Origin of the sequence: Gluconobacter kondonii (genome assembly GCF_002723995.1) — a bacterium.
In the GTDB taxonomy this organism is placed as follows: Bacteria; Pseudomonadota; Alphaproteobacteria; order Acetobacterales; family Acetobacteraceae; genus Gluconobacter; species Gluconobacter kondonii.
Window position 1 is genome coordinate 1 of record NZ_BEWP01000003.1, and the last position, 17990, is coordinate 17990.

At 60.1% G+C, this 17990-nt stretch carries 20 protein-coding genes, 1 tRNA gene and 2 riboswitches; of the genes, 6 read left to right on the plus strand and 15 right to left on the minus strand.

Going from position 1 to position 17990, the window contains the following annotated elements; translation table 11 throughout:
- Positions 1-75: 75 nt before the first annotated feature.
- Both GKO01_RS04030 and GKO01_RS15910 read right to left on the minus strand, forming a co-directional pair.
- A tRNA-Ala gene (locus tag GKO01_RS04030) sits at positions 76-151 on the minus strand.
- Positions 142-288: a hypothetical protein gene (locus GKO01_RS15910; protein WP_167383425.1), complete on the minus strand. Its 147-nt coding sequence runs from the start codon at positions 286-288 to the stop codon at positions 142-144. The genes GKO01_RS04030 and GKO01_RS15910 overlap by 10 nt, the downstream gene beginning before the upstream one ends.
- Here GKO01_RS15910 and GKO01_RS04035 point away from each other — a divergent pair.
- Complete coding sequence (locus GKO01_RS04035) at positions 274-579, plus strand: YggT family protein (RefSeq protein ID WP_099285888.1); 306 nt, start codon at positions 274-276, stop codon at positions 577-579. The two genes, GKO01_RS15910 and GKO01_RS04035, sit on opposite strands and share 15 nt — an antisense overlap.
- Before the next feature lie 6 nt (positions 580-585).
- On the opposite strand, the gene GKO01_RS04040 is transcribed toward GKO01_RS04035, so the two are convergent.
- Genes GKO01_RS04040 through GKO01_RS04050 form a run of 3 tightly spaced genes read right to left on the minus strand, consistent with a single transcriptional unit; the run spans position 586 to position 3505 of the window.
- The gene (locus tag GKO01_RS04040) at positions 586-795 is read right to left on the minus strand and encodes a hypothetical protein (protein ID WP_099285889.1); all 210 of its coding nucleotides are present in this window, start codon (positions 793-795) and stop codon (positions 586-588) included.
- A gap of 41 nt (positions 796-836) precedes the next feature.
- Positions 837-2300: a metalloprotease TldD gene (gene tldD, locus GKO01_RS04045; RefSeq protein WP_099285890.1), complete on the minus strand. Its 1464-nt coding sequence runs from the start codon at positions 2298-2300 to the stop codon at positions 837-839.
- 41 nt (positions 2301-2341) lie between these two features.
- Positions 2342-3505: an aminotransferase gene (locus tag GKO01_RS04050; protein WP_099285891.1), complete on the minus strand. Its 1164-nt coding sequence runs from the start codon at positions 3503-3505 to the stop codon at positions 2342-2344.
- A gap of 466 nt (positions 3506-3971) precedes the next feature.
- Here GKO01_RS04050 and glnA point away from each other — a divergent pair, with 466 nt between their 5' ends.
- The gene (gene glnA / locus GKO01_RS04055) at positions 3972-5354 is read left to right on the plus strand and encodes a type I glutamate--ammonia ligase (RefSeq protein ID WP_099286094.1); all 1383 of its coding nucleotides are present in this window, start codon (positions 3972-3974) and stop codon (positions 5352-5354) included.
- Between the two features lie 85 nt (positions 5355-5439).
- Complete coding sequence (locus GKO01_RS04060; RefSeq protein WP_099285892.1) at positions 5440-6069, plus strand: trimeric intracellular cation channel family protein; 630 nt, start codon at positions 5440-5442, stop codon at positions 6067-6069.
- A 24-nt stretch (positions 6070-6093) separates the two neighbouring features.
- Here the strand turns inward: GKO01_RS04060 and GKO01_RS04065 are convergent, their stop codons facing one another.
- The 5 genes from GKO01_RS04065 to gcvT all read right to left on the minus strand — a co-directional run bounded on the left by GKO01_RS04065 (position 6094) and on the right by gcvT (position 11379).
- Positions 6094-6306 carry a heavy-metal-associated domain-containing protein gene (locus tag GKO01_RS04065; protein WP_099285893.1) on the minus strand — a complete coding sequence of 71 codons (213 nt, stop codon included), beginning with the start codon at positions 6304-6306 and terminating at the stop codon, positions 6094-6096.
- Between the two features lie 88 nt (positions 6307-6394).
- On the minus strand, positions 6395-6706 hold the full coding sequence (locus GKO01_RS04070; protein ID WP_099285894.1) for a putative quinol monooxygenase: 312 nt from the start codon (positions 6704-6706) through the stop codon (positions 6395-6397).
- A 199-nt stretch (positions 6707-6905) separates the two neighbouring features.
- The gene (gcvP, locus tag GKO01_RS04075) at positions 6906-9761 is read right to left on the minus strand and encodes an aminomethyl-transferring glycine dehydrogenase (protein ID WP_099285895.1); all 2856 of its coding nucleotides are present in this window, start codon (positions 9759-9761) and stop codon (positions 6906-6908) included.
- 76 nt (positions 9762-9837) lie between these two features.
- Positions 9838-10197, minus strand: a complete 360-nt coding sequence (gene gcvH, locus GKO01_RS04080) for a glycine cleavage system protein GcvH (RefSeq protein ID WP_099285896.1) — start codon at positions 10195-10197, stop codon at positions 9838-9840.
- Positions 10198-10233: 36 nt separating this feature from the next.
- A complete protein-coding gene (gene gcvT, locus GKO01_RS04085; protein WP_099285897.1) occupies positions 10234-11379 on the minus strand; it encodes a glycine cleavage system aminomethyltransferase GcvT in 1146 nt (381 codons plus the stop codon).
- 81 nt (positions 11380-11460) lie between these two features.
- A riboswitch (glycine riboswitch) is annotated at positions 11461-11537 on the minus strand.
- Positions 11538-11627, minus strand: a riboswitch (glycine riboswitch). It abuts the riboswitch before it with no gap.
- Between the two features lie 91 nt (positions 11628-11718).
- Here gcvT and GKO01_RS04090 point away from each other — a divergent pair.
- The 3 genes from GKO01_RS04090 to GKO01_RS04100 all read left to right on the plus strand — a co-directional run bounded on the left by GKO01_RS04090 (position 11719) and on the right by GKO01_RS04100 (position 12834).
- Positions 11719-12021 carry a putative quinol monooxygenase gene (locus GKO01_RS04090; RefSeq protein ID WP_099285898.1) on the plus strand — a complete coding sequence of 101 codons (303 nt, stop codon included), beginning with the start codon at positions 11719-11721 and terminating at the stop codon, positions 12019-12021.
- Positions 12022-12024: 3 nt separating this feature from the next.
- Positions 12025-12306: a putative hemolysin gene (locus tag GKO01_RS04095; protein ID WP_099285899.1), complete on the plus strand. Its 282-nt coding sequence runs from the start codon at positions 12025-12027 to the stop codon at positions 12304-12306.
- Positions 12307-12405: 99 nt separating this feature from the next.
- Positions 12406-12834: a MarR family winged helix-turn-helix transcriptional regulator gene (locus GKO01_RS04100; RefSeq protein ID WP_167383426.1), complete on the plus strand. Its 429-nt coding sequence runs from the start codon at positions 12406-12408 to the stop codon at positions 12832-12834.
- Positions 12835-12869: 35 nt separating this feature from the next.
- Here the strand turns inward: GKO01_RS04100 and speE are convergent, their stop codons facing one another.
- The 5 genes from speE to ilvB all read right to left on the minus strand — a co-directional run bounded on the left by speE (position 12870) and on the right by ilvB (position 17969).
- Positions 12870-13742, minus strand: coding sequence for a polyamine aminopropyltransferase (gene speE, locus GKO01_RS04105; RefSeq protein ID WP_099285901.1), 873 nt, complete (start codon positions 13740-13742; stop codon positions 12870-12872).
- A gap of 65 nt (positions 13743-13807) precedes the next feature.
- A complete protein-coding gene (gene speD, locus GKO01_RS04110; protein ID WP_099285902.1) occupies positions 13808-14287 on the minus strand; it encodes an adenosylmethionine decarboxylase in 480 nt (159 codons plus the stop codon).
- Between the two features lie 342 nt (positions 14288-14629).
- Positions 14630-15649: a ketol-acid reductoisomerase gene (gene ilvC, locus GKO01_RS04115; RefSeq protein ID WP_099285903.1), complete on the minus strand. Its 1020-nt coding sequence runs from the start codon at positions 15647-15649 to the stop codon at positions 14630-14632.
- Positions 15649-16176, minus strand: a complete 528-nt coding sequence (gene ilvN, locus GKO01_RS04120) for an acetolactate synthase small subunit (protein WP_099285904.1) — start codon at positions 16174-16176, stop codon at positions 15649-15651. The genes ilvC and ilvN overlap by 1 nt, the downstream gene beginning before the upstream one ends.
- The gene (gene ilvB, locus GKO01_RS04125; RefSeq protein WP_099285905.1) at positions 16176-17969 is read right to left on the minus strand and encodes a biosynthetic-type acetolactate synthase large subunit; all 1794 of its coding nucleotides are present in this window, start codon (positions 17967-17969) and stop codon (positions 16176-16178) included. Before ilvB ends, ilvN begins: the two co-directional genes overlap by 1 nt.
- Positions 17970-17990: the final 21 nt, after the last annotated feature.

Genomic DNA, 17990 nt, shown 5'->3' on the forward strand with positions numbered 1-17990 from the left:
CCGTGGAACCGCTCTAGATCAGAAAAGGGTAATTTTCAAAAATTCGCTGTCTGGACAGTGAGAATACGGCAACCATGGTGGAGCTGAGGGGAATCGAACCCCTGACCTCCTCATTGCGAACGAGGCGCTCTCCCATCTGAGCTACAGCCCCACGGTCGAGCGATAGTTCTCCTCTTCCCCCACGCTGTCAAGCGGACCTGCGCGCAGGATATTGTTCTGTGCTATTGCTATGGCTACAAGCGTTTCCTGACCGATATTCGACGAGGTTTTTGCATGGTTGCCCTGCACACCATTATCCTGATGCTGATCCAGGCTTTCGTATGGATTCTTCTGGCATATTGCATTCTGTCGATGCTGCTTGGTTTCGGAGTTCTCGATATCCGTAACCGTTTTTTTTATTCCATCTTCAACACACTGGCCAAGATCGTCGAGCCTGTCATGGCACCGATCCGCAGTATCCTACCCAATACAGGAGGCGTGGATTTTGCACCCATGGTGGTCCTGCTGCTGATCCAGTTTCTGGTCTATCCCGCCGTAAACCGGATCTTCTTCATGCTCGCAACCCAGAGCAGCTTTTAAGAACTTTTATCTCAGGGCGCGCCACACCTCTTCCAACGCCTCAATGAGGCTATCAGCGGTTTCATGATGCTGCATCCCGTCCGGACGCTGCATCATGACGGACCATTTTTCTCCCCGCTGGCGCTCCATTTTGATGTTCCAGTCCTCAGGAAGCCGGGAGAAAACCCGTTCCATGCGGGCCTCAGCCGTTAACGGCTTTGCGTAATTATGTCCCATCGCTGATTGCTTTCGCCGTTCCGATCGAGATTTCCCGAGGGTCAGCCCGTACCACCTACCGTCAGACCCGAAATTTTCAAGGTCGGCTGACCAACGCCCACTGGCACGCCCTGACCAGCCTTGCCGCAGGTTCCAATCCCCGGATCAAGCGCCACATCGGACCCGATCATGGAGATCTGGTTCATAGCATCCGCACCATTCCCGATCAGGGTCGCCCCCTTGACCGGACGGATGATTTTCCCGTCTTCCACAAGATACGCTTCCGAAGCCGCAAATACGAATTTCCCCGACGTGATATCAACCTGCCCGCCACCAAAATTCACGGCGTAGAGCCCCCGCTTAATCGAACGGATCATCTCGTCCGTCGTGGCACTCCCTTCCAGCATCAGCGTATTGGTCATGCGAGGCATCGGCGCATGGGCATAAGACTGACGACGCCCGTTTCCGGTCGATTTCGTCCCCATCAGACGGCCATTCAGACGATCCTGAAGATAACCCGTGAGAATGCCATCCTCGATCAACACCGTCCGGGAAGTCGGCGTACCTTCGTCATCAACACTGAGCGATCCCCGGCATTCGGGCAGTGTTCCGTCGTCAACCACTGTCACACCCGGAGAGGCCACACGCTTGCCGATCATTCCCGAAAAAGATGACGTCCCTTTACGGTTAAAATCTCCTTCCAACCCGTGACCTACGGCTTCATGGAGCAGAATGCCCGGCCAACCCGGCCCAAGCACCACATCCATCTCGCCCGCAGGTGCCGGCGCGGCATCCAGCGTGATCAGGGCCTGTTTCAGCGCTTGATCGACCGCATCCCGCCATGTTTCCGGAGCCAGCAGACGGTCCAGTTCGTACCGCCCACCCAAACCACAGCTTCCGCTCTCGCGCTGGCCATCCTTTTCCACAACGACCGACACGTTCATCCGCACCAGAGGCCGCAGATCCGCAACATCGCCCCCTGCATCCGCCCGACGCATGATCTGCACCGCCTGCCATTCGGAACTCAGCACGGCACTGACCTGCACCACACGGGAATCCAGCCCCCGCGCATAGGCATCAATTTCGCTCAGAACCGCAGCCCGGGCCGCAAAATCCGTCCCTTCAAGCGGACGGGAGTCTCCGTAAAGCCGCTGGTTCGTCGCCTGTGGGCCCGGCGCCATCACACCACTTCGCCCCTGCCGCACAGCCCCCACCGTACTGACGGCCCGCGCCAGAGCATCACGGCTGATATCGTCAGCATGAGCAAACGCCGTCTCTGTTCCCAGAACAGCCCGCAAACCAAACCCTGAAGACGTATTGAAACTGGCGGAGCGGATCGTCCCGTCATCCAGACTAATGCTCTCGTTTTCCCGGTATTCCAGAAAAAGCTCACCGTCATCCACACCCTCAAGCCCCCGATTAACGAGCGCTTTGGCGTCATCACGGGTCAGCTTTGAATCAGGCCGCCCGAAAAACAGGGCATCGGTCGTCGCAAGAGCGCCCAGAGCATCAGCAGCAACAGACATGAAAAATCTCCAGACAGAAAACGGGTGACAGAACCGAGCTTTTAAGAAAGGGCTTTTTCCAGCCGTTTCAAGGCTTCGGACAGGATCTCGGGCTTTTTGCAGAATGCGAACCGGATCAGATTCTGCGGAGGCGCATCGCCCTCAGGGTCATAGAAGGCTGAAACCGGGATCGTCGCGACCCCTGCATGCTCAACCAGCCAGCGCGCGAAGTCCACGTCGCTCCGCCCCTCCGCATGACGCGAGATATCCGCCACGATGAAATAGCTCCCATCGGCAGGCAATGTCTCAAAGCCCAGACGATGCAGGCCATCGCGCAACAGGTCCCGCTGCGTTTCCATCTGCGCCGACAGAGCCTGATAATAGCTCTCGTCCTTGTTCAGCCCATAAGCCACAGCCCGCTGAAGGTTCGGCGCGGTCGCGAACACCAGAACCTGATGCGCCTTCGCCACCACCGATGCCAAAGCGGCCGGTGCGGTCACATAGCCAACTTTCCATCCCGTCAGGGAAAAACTCTTGCCCGCACTTCCGATCCGCATGCACCGCTCACGCATTCCCGGCAGCGTCATCAGAGGCATGTGTTTCACGTGAAACGTCAGATGCTCATAAACCTCATCGCAGATCGCATACGCATCATGCTCCCGCACCAGATCCGCAATCAGTTCAAGCTCCTCGCGGACAAAAACCTTCCCCGACGGATTCATCGGCGAGTTAAGCATGATCGCCTTTGTCTTCGGCCCAAACGCCGCCCGAAGTTCCGCTTCCGGCAGCGACCAATGCGGCGGCTGAAGCCGCACACAGCGCGGAACGGCTCCCAGAAGCCTGAGCGCTGGCAGATAGGTGTCATAAAGCGGTTCGATCACCACCACCTCATCCCCTGGCTCCACCACAGCCATGAGGCAAGCCGCCAGCGCTTCGGTCGCCCCGGACGTTACGACAATTTCCGTCGCCGGATCGATTTCCAGCCCATAAAAGCGCCGGTTGGAAGATGCCACAGCCTCGCGCAACTCCGGCAGTCCCGTCAGCGGCGCATACTGGTTACGCCCGTCCTGAAGCGCCTCCGCAGCCACCTGAATGATATCCTGCGGCCCCTCTGTATCCGGGAATCCCTGCCCGAGATTGATCGCCCCATGTTTCACGGCCAACTGGGACATAATCGTGAAAATGGTCGTCGGAAGACCCGCAAGATACTGATTCGGAGTTTTCATTGATGAGGTCCAGAGCACACGAAAAACACAAAGCCCCTCACCATTGCAGGCCAGCGCGGGACTGAAAAGCCTTTCAATCCTGCCTCCGCATTTTCCGACGCAGATCGCGCAGCAGGGGTCATGAGGATATTTCACAAAAAGAGTCCCGTTGCCCTCTTTGCTACGCAGGTTCCGGACCAGACGTGGAAAGCTTTGATCCGCTTCCGCAAGATTCTACCTCAAATCCGCAGAATAGCGTAATTTCCCATACTCGACAGACGGGCATTTGTCGCTTAATCGTTTTGCAGCCGTTTACACGATGCAAGGCGACAGATCGATGGCCAAGAAAGCCCCCACTTCCTCTTCCGCGACACCGAAGGCCGCTCCGGCGCGCCGTACCTCGAAGGCCGCAGCGCCCAAGGCTGCTCCGGCAGCGTCAGGCAAGCCGCCCGCTCCGAACCCGCTGGCCGTGGCCCGCGTTTTCGAGATGATCCAGGAGCACGCGGCGGAATTCGTCGATCTGCGCTTCACGGACCCCAAGGGCAAGTGGCACCACACGACCCAGACGGTCTCGACCATTGAAGACGACACCTTCGTTGAAGGCTTCATGTTCGACGGCTCCTCCATCCAGGGCTGGAAAGCCATCAACGAGTCCGACATGGTCCTGCTTCCGGACCCGGAAACGGCCGTCATGGACCCGTTCTCGGCCAAGCCGCAGTTGATCCTGTTCTGCGACATCATTGATCCGAAGACGGGCAATTTCTACAACCGCGACCCGCGCTCGACCGCCAAGCTCGCAGAAGCCTACCTTAAGGAAGCCGGTTTCGGCGACACGGCGTTCTTCGGTCCGGAAGCCGAGTTCTTCATCTTCGACAACGTACAGTTCGGCACAGGCCCGAACTTCGGCACGTACCAGCTCGACAGCATCGAAGGCCCCGGCGCCTCCATGAAGGCCTATCCGGAAGGCAACATGGGCCATCGCCCTGTCGTCAAGGGTGGCTACTTCCCGGTTCCGCCCGTGGACAGCGAGCATGACCTGCGCGCCGAAATGCTCTCGACGATGGGCGAAATGGGCCTGCCGATCGAAAAGCATCACCATGAAGTCGCACAGTCGCAGCACGAGCTCGGCACGAAGTTCGACACGCTCGTGAAGTCCGCTGATTTCATGCAGATCTACAAGTACTGCGTGCACAACGTCGCCCATTCCTACGGCAAGACGGCCACGTTCATGCCGAAGCCGATCTCGGGCGACAACGGCTCGGGCATGCATGTCCACCAGTCCATCTGGAAGGACGGCAAGCCGACCTTCGCCGGTGACAAGTATGCAGACCTGTCCGAAGACGCGCTGTTCTACATCGGTGGCATCATCAAGCATGCGAAGGCCCTGAACGCCTTCACGAACCCGTCCACCAACTCCTACAAGCGCCTGATCCCGGGCTTCGAAGCGCCCGTGCTTCTGGCCTACTCCGCAGCGAACCGTTCGGCGTCGTGTCGTATCCCGCATGCGACCAACCCGAAGGCCAAGCGCGTCGAAGTCCGCTTCCCGGACCCGATGGCAAACCCGTATCTCGCCTTCGCCGCCATGCTGATGGCCGGCCTTGACGGCATCCGCAACAAGATCCACCCAGGCGACGCCATGGACAAGGATCTGTACGAACTGCCGAAGGAAGAACTGGCCCAGATCCCGACGGTCTGCGGTTCGCTCCGTGAAGCGCTCGAAGCCCTCAAGGAAGACCACGCATTCCTTCTCGAAGGCGGCGTCTTCACCAAGGACCAGATCGAAAGCTACATCGACATCAAGTGGCCGGAAGTCTACAAGTTCGAACACACGCCGCATCCGGTAGAGTTCGAGATGTACTACTCGGTCTGATCCGGGTCACAACATCGCTTTAACGGAAAGCCCGGCCTTCGCGCCGGGCTTTTCTGTTTTCAACACACCACTCCAAGACGCCCCGATGATCCCTCCTGCCCTTGAGGCATTCTCTTCGTCCGCCCTGCCCGTCCTCGACATCGCAGGCACGATCGTCTTCGCGATTTCGGGGGCGATCGAAGCCGCCCGCGCGCGCCTGACCATCGTGACGTTCATGTTCTTTGCTGCCATCACGGGCGTTGGCGGCGGAACGGTGCGGGACCTGCTGATCGGCGCACCCGTCTTCTGGATGCACGCTTCCGTCCCCATTGCCGCCTGCCTGCTTTCAGCAATCGCCGTCTGGTTCACCCCGGCCCGCTTCTGGCCAGCCCTCGCGGTGGAATGGTTCGACGGACTTGGAATCGCCGCCTATGGCGTTTTTGGTTCAGCCAAAGCACTGGCCTATGGCATTCCGCTGATTCCGGCGGCCCTCATGGGAATTGTCAGCGCCTGCATGGGCGGTATTTTCCGGGATGTCCTGGCAGGAGTGCCGTCCATCATCATCCGGCCGGAACTTTACGTCACGGCCGTCGCGTTGGCATCAGGAAGCTATGTCTCTCTGACGGCATTGGGCCTCAATACAAGCCTTGCGGCCGCAATTGCCGTCGTGGCTGGCTTCAGCCTGCGCGCCGTAGCCCTCATCAAAGGACTCGGCCTGCCGCATTACAGACGATAGGCGGCAGGCCCGTTCAGACGCCTCTCAGGCGATAACGTCGAAACCAACATCTTCGACAACATGCTGCAACGCCACCGGCGTCACTTTCTGCTCATCGTACTGAATGGCAGCCTGCCCCGGATCGAGCGTTACTTCCGCCGACGACACACCCGGAACCTTGGACAGGGCAGACTGCAACTTGCCCGAACATCCGTTGCACGACATTCCGTCAACCTTGAACGTCACCATCGAAACCATAAGAGATTCTCCTGTCTTCAAAGGCTGCTCCGCAAAGCAGTCGATCCCCGAAATGGGGCATATTCCCGCAGAAATGAAAACTGCTTTTTCAGACCGCGTCCGCAGCCTCGTCCAGCGGCCGGACTTTCATGATGTCGAGCTGCGCATCCAGTTTTCCAAGCGCCTCACCCAGAGCCTTGAAGTGCGGTGACGCCAGATGCGCCTCGAACCCGGCTTCCGAAGTCCAGACTTCGGAAACCACAAGCCGGCCAGTCTTTTCGATATCCCTGCTGACCACATACTGGCGGCAGGCTTCTTCCTTGCGCGAAGACACGATACAGGCCGCAAAAGCATGTTCTGCCGCCGCCGCATGGTCCGCCGCGACCGTGACAACAGCCGTGATGTGAACCGTCTGACTCATGGGGAAATTCCTCATCAACAATGGCAACTGCCCGGCCGCGACCTTTCCGAAGACGGGCAGTGTTTCACGTGAAACCATACCGCACACTTTTGTAAGAAAGAACCCGTACCGGGTATCACGATAAAAGAGCCCGGACAGTAAAAAGGCGCCTTCCCGAAGGAAGACGCCTTTTCTTTGAATACCAGACTGAAGAAGCTGTTCAGCCTTCAGCGTAGGTCGAAATATCCGGGCAGGAACAGACAAGATTCCGGTCCCCCCAGGCATTGTCCAGACGCCCGACCGGGGACCAGTATTTCGACGTGTCCACACCGCCGGGGAAGCACCCGGCCTCGCGGCTGTACAACCGATCCCACGCGCCAGCCAGATCCGCCGTGGTATGCGGCGCAAACCGCAGCGGGCTAGCCTCCATCGCCACACGCCCGGCTTCGACTTCGGCAATCTCCGCGCGAATAGCGATCATCGCATCGCAGAAGCGATCCAGCTCGCCCTTCCCTTCGGATTCCGTCGGCTCGATCATGAACGTCCCGGCCACCGGGAAGCTGACCGTCGGCGCATGGAAGCCATGATCGATCAGGCGCTTGGCGATATCGTCCACCGTCACGCCGACCGTATCCTTCAACGGCCGCAGATCCACGATGCATTCATGCGCCGTAAAGCCGTTCGTGCCGCGATACAGAACCGGATAATGCCCTTCCAGACGCGACGCAATGTAGTTCGCATTCAGGATCGCCATCGTCGTCGCCTGACGCAGTCCCTCGTCGCCCATCATCATGATGTAAGCAGCGGAGATCGGCAGAATGGACGCTGACCCATAAGGAGCAGCAGACACCGCAATACCATGCTGCCCCGGCAGATACGGCGCGAGATGCTTGCCCACACCGATCGGCCCCATGCCCGGCCCGCCGCCACCATGCGGAATGCAGAACGTCTTGTGCAGGTTGAAGTGCGAGACATCCGCGCCATACAGCCCCGGCCGCGCCAGACCAACCTGCGCATTGAGGTTCGCGCCATCCAGATAGACCTGCCCACCCGCTGCATGGACAAGCTCGCAGATCTCGACGATCCGCTCCTCAAACACGCCATGCGTGGACGGATACGTAATCATGATGGCCGCCACGCGTCCATCATGCTGCGCGATCTTCGCCTTCAGATCCTCGACATCCACATTGCCGTTCTCATCGCAGGCCACCACGACAACCCGCATCCCGACCATCTGGGCCGAAGCCGGGTTGGTCCCGTGCGCGGACGCCGGAATCAGGCAGACGTCCCGGTTCTCGTCCCCACGCGCGCGGTGATAGCCACGGATCGCCAGAAGCCCGGCATACTCACCCTGCGCGCCGGAATTCGGCTGAAGCGACACGGCGTCATACCCCGAAATCGCACAGAGCGTGCGCTCCAGATACGTGAACAGCTCGGCATAACCCTGAACCTGATCGACAGGTGCGAACGGATGAATCCGCGAAAATTCAGGCCAAGTGATGGGGATCATCTCCGCCGTCGCATTGAGCTTCATCGTGCAGGAGCCCAGCGGGATCATCGTCCGGTCCAGCGCCAGATCCTTGTCCGCCAGCGCACGCATGTAGCGCAGCAGATCCGTCTCGGAACGATGGGCATGGAACACAGGATGCGTCAGCAGCGGGGCCGTCCGCGACAGCCCCTCCGGCAGCGTATCCGTCACATCAAGCGCCTGCTCGACAGACGCCAGATCCGCACCCTCACCCGCAAACGCCGCCCAGACCGCACAGATCGTCTCCGGCGTCGTGGTCTCGTCACAGGACACGCCAATCCGGCCATTCCCCGCATCACGCAGATTGATGTCGGACGCCACGGCCCGCGCCAGAACCTGCGGCGCAGAAGCACCAACCTGAACGGTGATCGTGTCGAAGAACACGTCCGTCTCGACGCGCGCGCCCAGAGTCTTCAGCCCAGCGGACAGGATCGCCGCCATCCGGTGCGTACGCGCGGCAATCGCCTTCAGCCCTTCCGGACCATGATACACTGCATACATGGACGCGATGATCGCCAGCAGCGCCTGCGCCGTGCAGATGTTGGACGTCGCTTTCTCGCGGCGGATATGCTGCTCACGCGTCTGAAGCGCCAGACGATAGGCAGGCTTGCCCGCACTGTCGCGCGACACGCCAACCAGACGGCCCGGCATGTGCCGCTTGAACGCATCGCGCGTCGCCATGAACCCCGCATGCGGGCCACCAGCCCCCATCGGCACGCCATAACGCTGCATCGAGCCAATCGCGATGTCCGCGCCCAGCGCACCCGGACTTTCCAGCACCACGAGCGCCAGCGGATCACAGGCCAGAGCGGCAATCGCGCCCTTCTCATGCAGCGCCGCAATCACGCCGCGCAGATCCCGCACGCGCCCTGAAGAGCCCGGATAGGATAGCAGCGCACCAAACACGGAGGACGCATCCAGATCCGTCTCCGGATCGCCAACCACAACATCCCAGCCCAGCGGCTCGGCGCGCGTGCGGATCACGGCAATCGTCTGCGGGTGCGTGTCGGCATCCACGAAGAATGCTGTCGCCTTGGACTTGCCCACACGCTGCGCCAGCGCCATGGCTTCCGCACAGGCCGTGCCCTCGTCCAGCAGGGACGCATTGGCAATATCCAGACCCGTCAGATCCGCCACCAGCGTCTGGAAGTTCAGCAGCGCCTCAAGACGACCCTGACTGATTTCGGGCTGATACGGCGTATAGGCCGTGTACCAGGCCGGATTTTCAAGAATGTTCCGCTGGATGACCGGCGGCAGAACCGTATCGTAATAACCCTGCCCGATCATGGACGTCAGAACCTGATTGCGCGACGCAATCTGCCGCAGACGCACAAGCGCATCCTGCTCGGTCAGGGCTGCACCAATCCCGTGATCCCCGCGATCGAGAATAGCGGCCGGAATGGTCCGGTCAATCAGGTCATCGAGACTGGACGCGCCAACGACCCGCAGCATCTCCCCGATTTCGGAAGGACGCGGGCCGATATGGCGGGAGCTGAAATCTTCGGTCTGGGCAGGCCACAAGGTCGTCACAGGCAGGTTCTCTGGCATTTCATGAAAAGCGGAAGCAGAAATTTGGGGAAGGCTGAAAGAAAAACGGGGCCTGCCAGTGCAGACCCCGCAAGCCTCAGAGGCTCTTGTACTGCTCGGCTGTCAGCAGGCCCTTAAGGTCGTCCGGGTTAGAAACCGTCATGCGGAAAATCCAGCCCTCGCCTTCCGCATCGCGGCCCACCAGTGTCGGATCATCGGACAGCGCTTCGTTGAAGCCAGCCAGCGTCCCCGCAACCGGCGCATAGATGTCGGACGCCGCCTTCACGGACTCAACGACAGCCGCCGCATCACCGGCGGCAACTTCCGTGCCTTCGTCCTTGGCTTCAACGAACACCAGTTCGCCCAGCTCTTCCGAGGCATGCGTCGTGATGCCGACAGTGGCCTGACCGCCATCGACGCGGATCCATTCATGGGACTTCGTGTAATAGGTCGTCATTGCTGCTTTTTCCTGATCTGAAAGTCTACTGTAAGTTCAGCGCTTGAAGCCGGGTGCCACGAACGGCATCGCCCGCACATGCAGCGGCACATACTTGCCCCGCAGTTCCGCGAAGACGGGTGTGTCCAGCGCCGCATGATCCGACGCGACATAACCCATCGCAACAGGAGCCTTCACGCTCGGACCAAACGCCCCGGACGTGACCACCCCGATTTCCTTCTGCCCCTCGGCATCGGCAAAGAGCTTTGCTCCCGCCCGCACCGGAGCCCGACCTTCCGCCAGCAGCCCCACGCGCTTACGCGACACGCCATCGCGCGTCTGCTTCAGCACGACTTCCGCCCCCGGATAGCCACCCTCGCGGGAACCACCCTCACGGCGCGCCTTCTGGATCGCCCAGCCCAGCGAGGCCTCGACCGGCGTGGTCGTGACATCAATGTCATTGCCATACAGGCACAGTCCGGCCTCCAGACGCAGCGAGTCCCGCGCGCCCAGACCAATCGGCAGCACATCCGGCTGCGCCAGAATCGCACGCGCGACTTTCTCGGAATCCGCGCCCGCACAGCCGATCTCGAACCCGTCCTCGCCCGTATAGCCTGACCGCGACACCGTCACCTTCACGGGCCCAGTCGCAGTGGCCAGCTCGGTCTCGATCACATCCATGAAGCGCATGTTCTTCACGGCAGGGCAAAGCGGCACCAGAGCCGCTTCCGCAGCCGGGCCCTGAAGCGCCATGAGCCCCCGATCAAACTGACGCGTCACAACACACCGATCAGACAGCGCCTTCTCGATCCGGTCTGCGTCCTGAACCTTGCAACCCGCGTTCACGACCACCAGAAGATCATGGCCCATATTGGCGACCATCAGATCGTCCAGAATGCCACCCTCGTCATTGGTCAGAAGACCATAACGCTGACGCCCGGCGGCAAGCCCGACATAATCGGCAGGGACCAGCGTCTCCAAAGCCGCAGCAGCGTCCTTCACGTCCCCGCTTTTCGCAGCAATGCGGATCTGTCCCATATGGGACACATCAAACAGACCGGCCTTCTCGCGCGTATGCAGATGCTCCGCCATCAGCCCCGCAGGGAACTGGATCGGCATTTCAAAGCCTGCGAACGGCACCATCTTCGCGCCAAGTTCCAGATTCAGATCGTAAAGGGGAGTACGCTGGAGGGAATCGCTCATACGAAAAAGCCCGGTCCATTCTCTCTAAAGACGTGAAGATGCAGACGCCCCCGGCACTCCGCAGAACGCGGCCGGAAAAACGTCGCCCCTTCTGTCCTTTCGCCTGAGATCGCTATCCCGTCGGCGGATGCGTCAAGCGCACCTCTCTCCAGAATGTCCTGACCGCCTCGGTCCTTTGGCCTGAGAGTTTCCGGGGCGGTTGCTCCTTCGGCGCCAGCCTCTCGGCCAGTCTCTCCCGTGTCGGTCGCTCCAATCCTGCCAGTTTCCGAAAAACTCCGCAATCGTTACGATCGCTCCCGCGTTGTGTCCCGAGACCTTAAATGCACAAAGGAGACCTCCATGGCTGGAGAACTGACGGTCATTGCCGAATTCGAGACCACACCCGCAACCTATGACAGATTTCTCAAGGTCTGCGCCTATGACAGCGAACGCTCCGTGGCCGACGAATCCGGTTGCCACAGCTTCACGGTCCTCTCCCCCGAAACGGAAGCCGATACCGTCATTCTGGTGGAAGTCTATACCGACCGCGCGGCTTTCGAAGAGCACCTCAGGACCCCGCATTTCGAGGTCTTCGCAAACGCTGTAAAAGAACTGGACATCAAGGAACGCAGCGTCCGCTTCCTGAAGAAAAGGACTCCCTGAACAATGCAGCTTTCAAGCACGAAACGCCTCCTCGCCATTACCCTCCTGTGCGGCACGGTGTCCGCCTGCGCGTCCCATCCGCAGCACAATCCGCGCACCCGCCTGATCGGCATCCCCAACCCCGCCAGCGTCTATTGCACGCAGCAGGGCGGCCGAAACGGCGACGTCCGGACGCCAGGCGGCGAAACCGGCACCTGCACCTTTCCCCCCAACCAGATCTGCGACGAATGGACGCTTTACCGCGAACACCGCTGCGTCGCGCCTCTGGCCAAGATGAAGCCCTGATTTTCCAGCCCGGTCAGGCCCGAACGGGGCCGCCGGGTTTTTCATTTTCTAAATGCATAACATGTTATGCATTTCATCCACATGTTCCCCGGAATCCGCATGACCGCCCCGTCTCCTCTGAGCGCCCTGACCACACGCACCACCAGACTCTTCACGCTCCTGCTGGAACGCGATCTCAAAAAGACGGGCCTCCGGATCGGTCAGCTTCCCGTGCTGCAAGTCCTGCAGGACGGGAAGGCGCTCAATCAGAAAGCCCTCGCGGATTTTGCGGATATCGAACAGCCGGGCATGACGACACTTCTCGCCCGGATGGAGCGCGACGGCCTGATCCAGCGCGAACCAGACCCAACAGACCGCCGCAGCACACTGGTCACACTGACGCCGGACGGCCAACAGAAAAGCCGGAATATCGTTCCCATTATGGAACATTTAACCAACACAGCACTCAAGGGGTTTACACCCCTTGAACGCGATATTCTCGTAACACTTCTGGAACGGATCAACAGCAACCTGAAAAGTCAGCTGTAACCGCCTACCCCTTTAATAAAGAGGCAGGCGCAAGATCATTTTCCGGTCTTCGGAAGATGCTCGGCAATATAAGGCGGCAGGTTGAACGCCCCGACATGGATCTCCGGCGTCCAGTAGCGCGTCGTGCCCACGATCTTCGCAGCGTCCGCACGAGCACGGATCTGTTCAACCGTCTGCGTGTTCGGCGCCTGCCCCTTGGAGGCCACACCCAGCGTCATGAACCCACCAACATAGGTCGGAACAGCCGCCACATACGCACCGACATGCGGGAAGAACTTCGCACGACGCAGGCTCGTCTCATGCAGTTCATCCGCCTGCATGAACGGAACGCCACACTGGTTCACGATCAGACCTTCGTCCGAAAGAATGCGCGCGCAGTTGCTATAGAATTCGTCCGTAAACAGCACTTCGCCCACACCGATCGGATCGGTGCTGTCGACGATGATCACGTCAAACGACCCATCAGCCGCCTTCAGAACGTAATCAATGCCGTCGCCGACAATGACCTCGGCCCGTGGGTCGTTCCAGGCATCTCCGGCAATGTTCGGCAGATACTGCTTGGACAGCTCGATCACCGCACCGTCAATCTCGACCATGACAGCCTTCTCGACCGTCTCATGCTGCAACACGCGACGCAGAACGCCACCGTCACCCGCACCGATGATCAGAACGCGCTTCGCACAGGGATGCGCCAGCAGCGGCACATGCGTCAGCATTTCCTGATAGACGAACTCGTCACGCTCGGTGATCTGGATGACGCCATCCAGAACCAGCACGCGACCGTGGCTGGAGCTTTCGAACACCACCACGTCCTGAAAATCGGATTTTACCCGTGCGAGTTCGCGCGTAACGAGAAAACGCTGTCCCCAGTCCGGGTACAGTGTCTCGTTGAGCCATGTTTCAGCCATGGATCATCGTTTCCTTGTCGGAGTATATTGAAAAAGGGCCGGTTTCACCCGGCCCTTTCATCAGTTCAGACCGCTTTTGCGGCCTTGTCCTGCACGCGGCCGCGCCGCATGGCGTCAACCTCGATCCGGCCAGCCTGGAACAGGCGCTGCATCACCGGAATCGACAGGTTCGGATCACACACGCCGCACATGAACACGTCCACAGCGGCATAATTCCGTTCCGGCCACGTATGGATCGAAATATGGCTTTCTGCCAGCACGATCACGCCCGACACGCCGCCATTGGGCGTGAAGTGGTGAAAATGGCTGTGCAGAATCGTCGCGCCAGCTGCAACCGCAGCTTCACACAGCGTTTCATCGATCCGCATCGGATCATCGAGATTCCGGGCATCCCAGAAATCGATCAGCAGGTGATTGCCAGCAAAACGCTCGCCATCACGCTCAATGAAGTAATCTTTGCGCTCATCCTCGACGAAGTGAGCGGCGCTGTTCTGGATATCTCTCGGGAGTTCCGATACCATCCCCAGTTGAGCAAGTGCGTTCATCACGTACCCCCAAACCAGTAGACAGCCTGTTGGGCAAAAAATGCCCCCTTGGGCCAGGAAGCGCGCTAGTTACCGGCCCCTCCCCCCTGATGCAAGCACTTTATGGGGCGATTCCCCAATATGTCACATATCTTTTTCGCCCCATGTCCCTGTTGCATGAGAAAGGGGTTTTCCCTTTCCTGCACACAGGGCTGAGACCAAAAATTTCACAAATCCCCGAGCCCCGGAAACAGTTCGGGCGCCGGATCTGCGGGAAACGAATCCCCCCAAATCCCGACGCCCGACAGACGCTGATACGTCCCGGTCCCGAGAGGCCGAATCCGGCCCCTCAGACTCGTTTGATCAGTTCTTGGTCTTGTCGACCAGCTTGCCCTTGGCAATCCACGGCATCATCGCACGCAGCTTCTCACCGGTCTTCTCGATCTGGTGCGCGTCGTTGCGGGCGCGGATGGCCTTGAAGCCAACGCCACCGGACTGGTTCTCAAGGATGAAGTTGCGAACGAACGTGCCGTCCTGAATGTCCGTCAGAACGCGCTTCATCTCAGCCTTTGTTTCCGCCGTGATGATGCGCGGACCCGTCACGTACTCACCATACTCCGCAGTATTGGAGATGGAGTAGTTCATGTTGGAGATGCCGCCTTCGTAGATCAGATCCACGATCAGCTTCATCTCGTGCAGGCACTCGAAATAGGCCATTTCCGGCGCATATCCGCCTTCAACCAGCGTCTCGAAACCGGCGCGGATCAGGTCAACGACGCCACCGCACAGAACAGCCTGCTCACCGAACAGATCGGTTTCTACTTCTTCCTTGAAGGTCGTCTCGATGATGCCTGCACGGCCGCCACCATTGGCGCTGGCATAGGACAGAGCGATTTCGAGCGCATTGCCCGAAGCATTCTGCGCCACGGCCACGAGGGACGGCACACCACCGCCACGCTGGTATTCGGAACGGACCGTATGACCCGGGCCCTTCGGCGCGATCAAGAACACGTCCAGATCCGGACGGGCTTCAATGATGCGGAAATGGATGGACAGACCATGTGCGAAGGCAAGGGCTGCACCCTGCTTCAGGTTCTTCTCAAGGCTGTCCTTGTACAGGGCGCCCTGGCCTTCATCCGGCGTCAGAACCATGACCACATCGGCCCACGCGGCTGCGTCTTCCGGGGACATGACCTTGAAACCTGCCTCTTCAGCCTTCTTGACGGCAGAAGACGTCGGACGCAGGCCAATGACGATATCCGTCAGGCCGCTGTCCTTGAGGTTGTTGGCGTGAGCGTGACCCTGGCTGCCATAGCCGATGATCGCGACTTTCTTGCTCTTGATCAGATTCAGATCGGCATCGCGATCATAATATACCCGCATCAGACAGGCTCCTTGTTAAGATGAAAGACAGAAGGACCGCGCCCGATGGCGGCAATCCCGGTGCGCGAAACCTCGGCCAGACCAAGGGAGCGCATCAACTCGATGAAAGCGTCGATCTTCTCGGGCGAGCCCGTCAGTTCGAACACGAAACTCGTGGCCGTCGTATCCACTGGGCGTGCGCGGAACGAATCCGCAATGCGCAGGGCCTCCGTCCGGCGCTCGCCGGACGAGACAACCTTCACCAGCGCAAGCTCACGCCCCACATACGGACCTTCTTCCGTCAGGTCGCAGACATCATGCACCGGGATCAGGCGCTTGAGCTGCGCCTTGATCTGTTGGATCACCATCGGCGTGCCCGACGTCAGCACCGTGATGCGCGAGAGCTTCTGCTCCGCATCCACAAGCGCCACCGTCAGGCTCTCGATGTTATAGCCCCGGCCGGAAAACAGACCCACCACGCGGGCCAGCGCGCCACTTTCGTCCTCGATCAGGACGGAAATGACCGAATTCTGGATTGTCTCCGTCATCAGACCAGCATCTTCCCTTCTTCGGTCAGTCCCGCCGCTTCGGAATCCTGATCCGGACCCAGCAGCATCTGGTTATGCGCCGCACCCGATGGGATCATCGGATAGCAGTTCTCGCCCTCCGCCACACAGATATCGGCCACGACCGGCCCATCATGCGCCAGCATCCGACGGATCACGTCATCCAGCTCGCCCACATGCGTCGCCCGCATCCCGGTCGCATGGAACGCCTCGGCCAGCTTCACGAAATCCGGCAGCGCCTCGCTGTAGGACTGCGAATAGCGCGAGCCATGAAGCAGTTCCTGCCACTGACGAACCATACCCATATAATGGTTGTTCAGGATGAAGATCTTCACCGGCAGGCGATACTGCGCGATCGTCCCCAGTTCCTGGATGTTCATAAGCGTGGACGCCTCACCGGCAATGTCGATCACCAGCGCATCCGGGTGCGCCACCTGCGCGCCCACGGCGGCTGGTAGACCATAGCCCATCGTCCCCAGACCACCCGACGTCAGCCAGCGGTTCGGCTTGTCGAACTGGAAATGCTGGGCCGCCCACATCTGGTGCTGCCCGACTTCGGTGGACACGAACGTATCGCGCCCCGTTTCCTTCGCCAGCTCATACAGACGGCGAACCGCATGCTGCGGACGGATGATGGCAGACGGCGTCATGTCCTGCGTGAAGCCGAATCCGTCCACACTCCGCCAGGACGCGATCTGGTTCCACCAGGTCGACAGATCCCGCGCAGGCGTCTCCCCCCAGCCTTCGAGCAGCGCCTCAAGCGTATCGCGCACATCGCCTTCGATCCGCACATCCACCGGCACGATCTTGTCGATCTGGCTCGGGTCGATATCGGCATGAACCTTGAACGAATTGGGCGAGAACGCATCCACACGCCCCGTCACGCGGTCATCGAAACGCGATCCCAGAGCGATCAACAGATCACAGCCATGCGTGGCCATGTTCGCCTCGACCGAACCGTGCATGCCCAGCATGCCCAGAAACTGCGGATCGGGAGACGGAAACGCCCCCAGCCCCATCAGCGTGGACGTCACCGGAAAACCGGTCTTGCGCGCCAGACGACGCAACAGGTCCGACGCTTCCGGCCCGGAATTGATGATGCCACCGCCCGTATAGAAGAGCGGACGCTTCGCCGTCTTCATGGCTTCGAGGGTCCGGGCGATCGCGCTCGCATCCGGTCCACCCTGATGACGCAGCCGCTGAAGGCGCGACAGTGCAGGCTTCGTCAGAGGCGCCTTGCCGACCGTGATGTCCTTGGGCAGATCGACCAGAACCGGCCCTGGACGTCCCGAACGCGCAACCTCGAACGCCTCACGCACGGTCTGCGCCAGCGTTCCGGGCTCCCGGACGAGATAATTGTGCTTGGTCGCAGGGCGCGTGATGCCCGTCGTGTCGGCTTCCTGAAACGCATCATTGCCGATCAGCTTCGTCGGCACCTGACCCGCCAGACAGACGAGCGGAATGGAATCCATCAGCGCGTCCACAAGCCCGGTCACGGCATTGGTCGCCCCCGGACCCGACGTCACCAGAACCACGCCAACCTTGCCCGTCGAGCGCGCATAGGCTTCCGCCGCATGAACGGCGGCCTGCTCGTGACGCACAAGAATGTGTCGAATCCGGTCCTGCTTGAAAAGAGCATCGTAAATCGGAAGGACAGCCCCACCCGGATATCCGAATATGACCTCCACACCTTCTTCATCGAGAACGCGCAGAAGCACTTCCGCGCCATTCAGCGCCTCGTTGCCTGTTCCTGCGTCTCTTTCAGCAGCCGTCACCGTTTCCTCCCAAGGTATGAG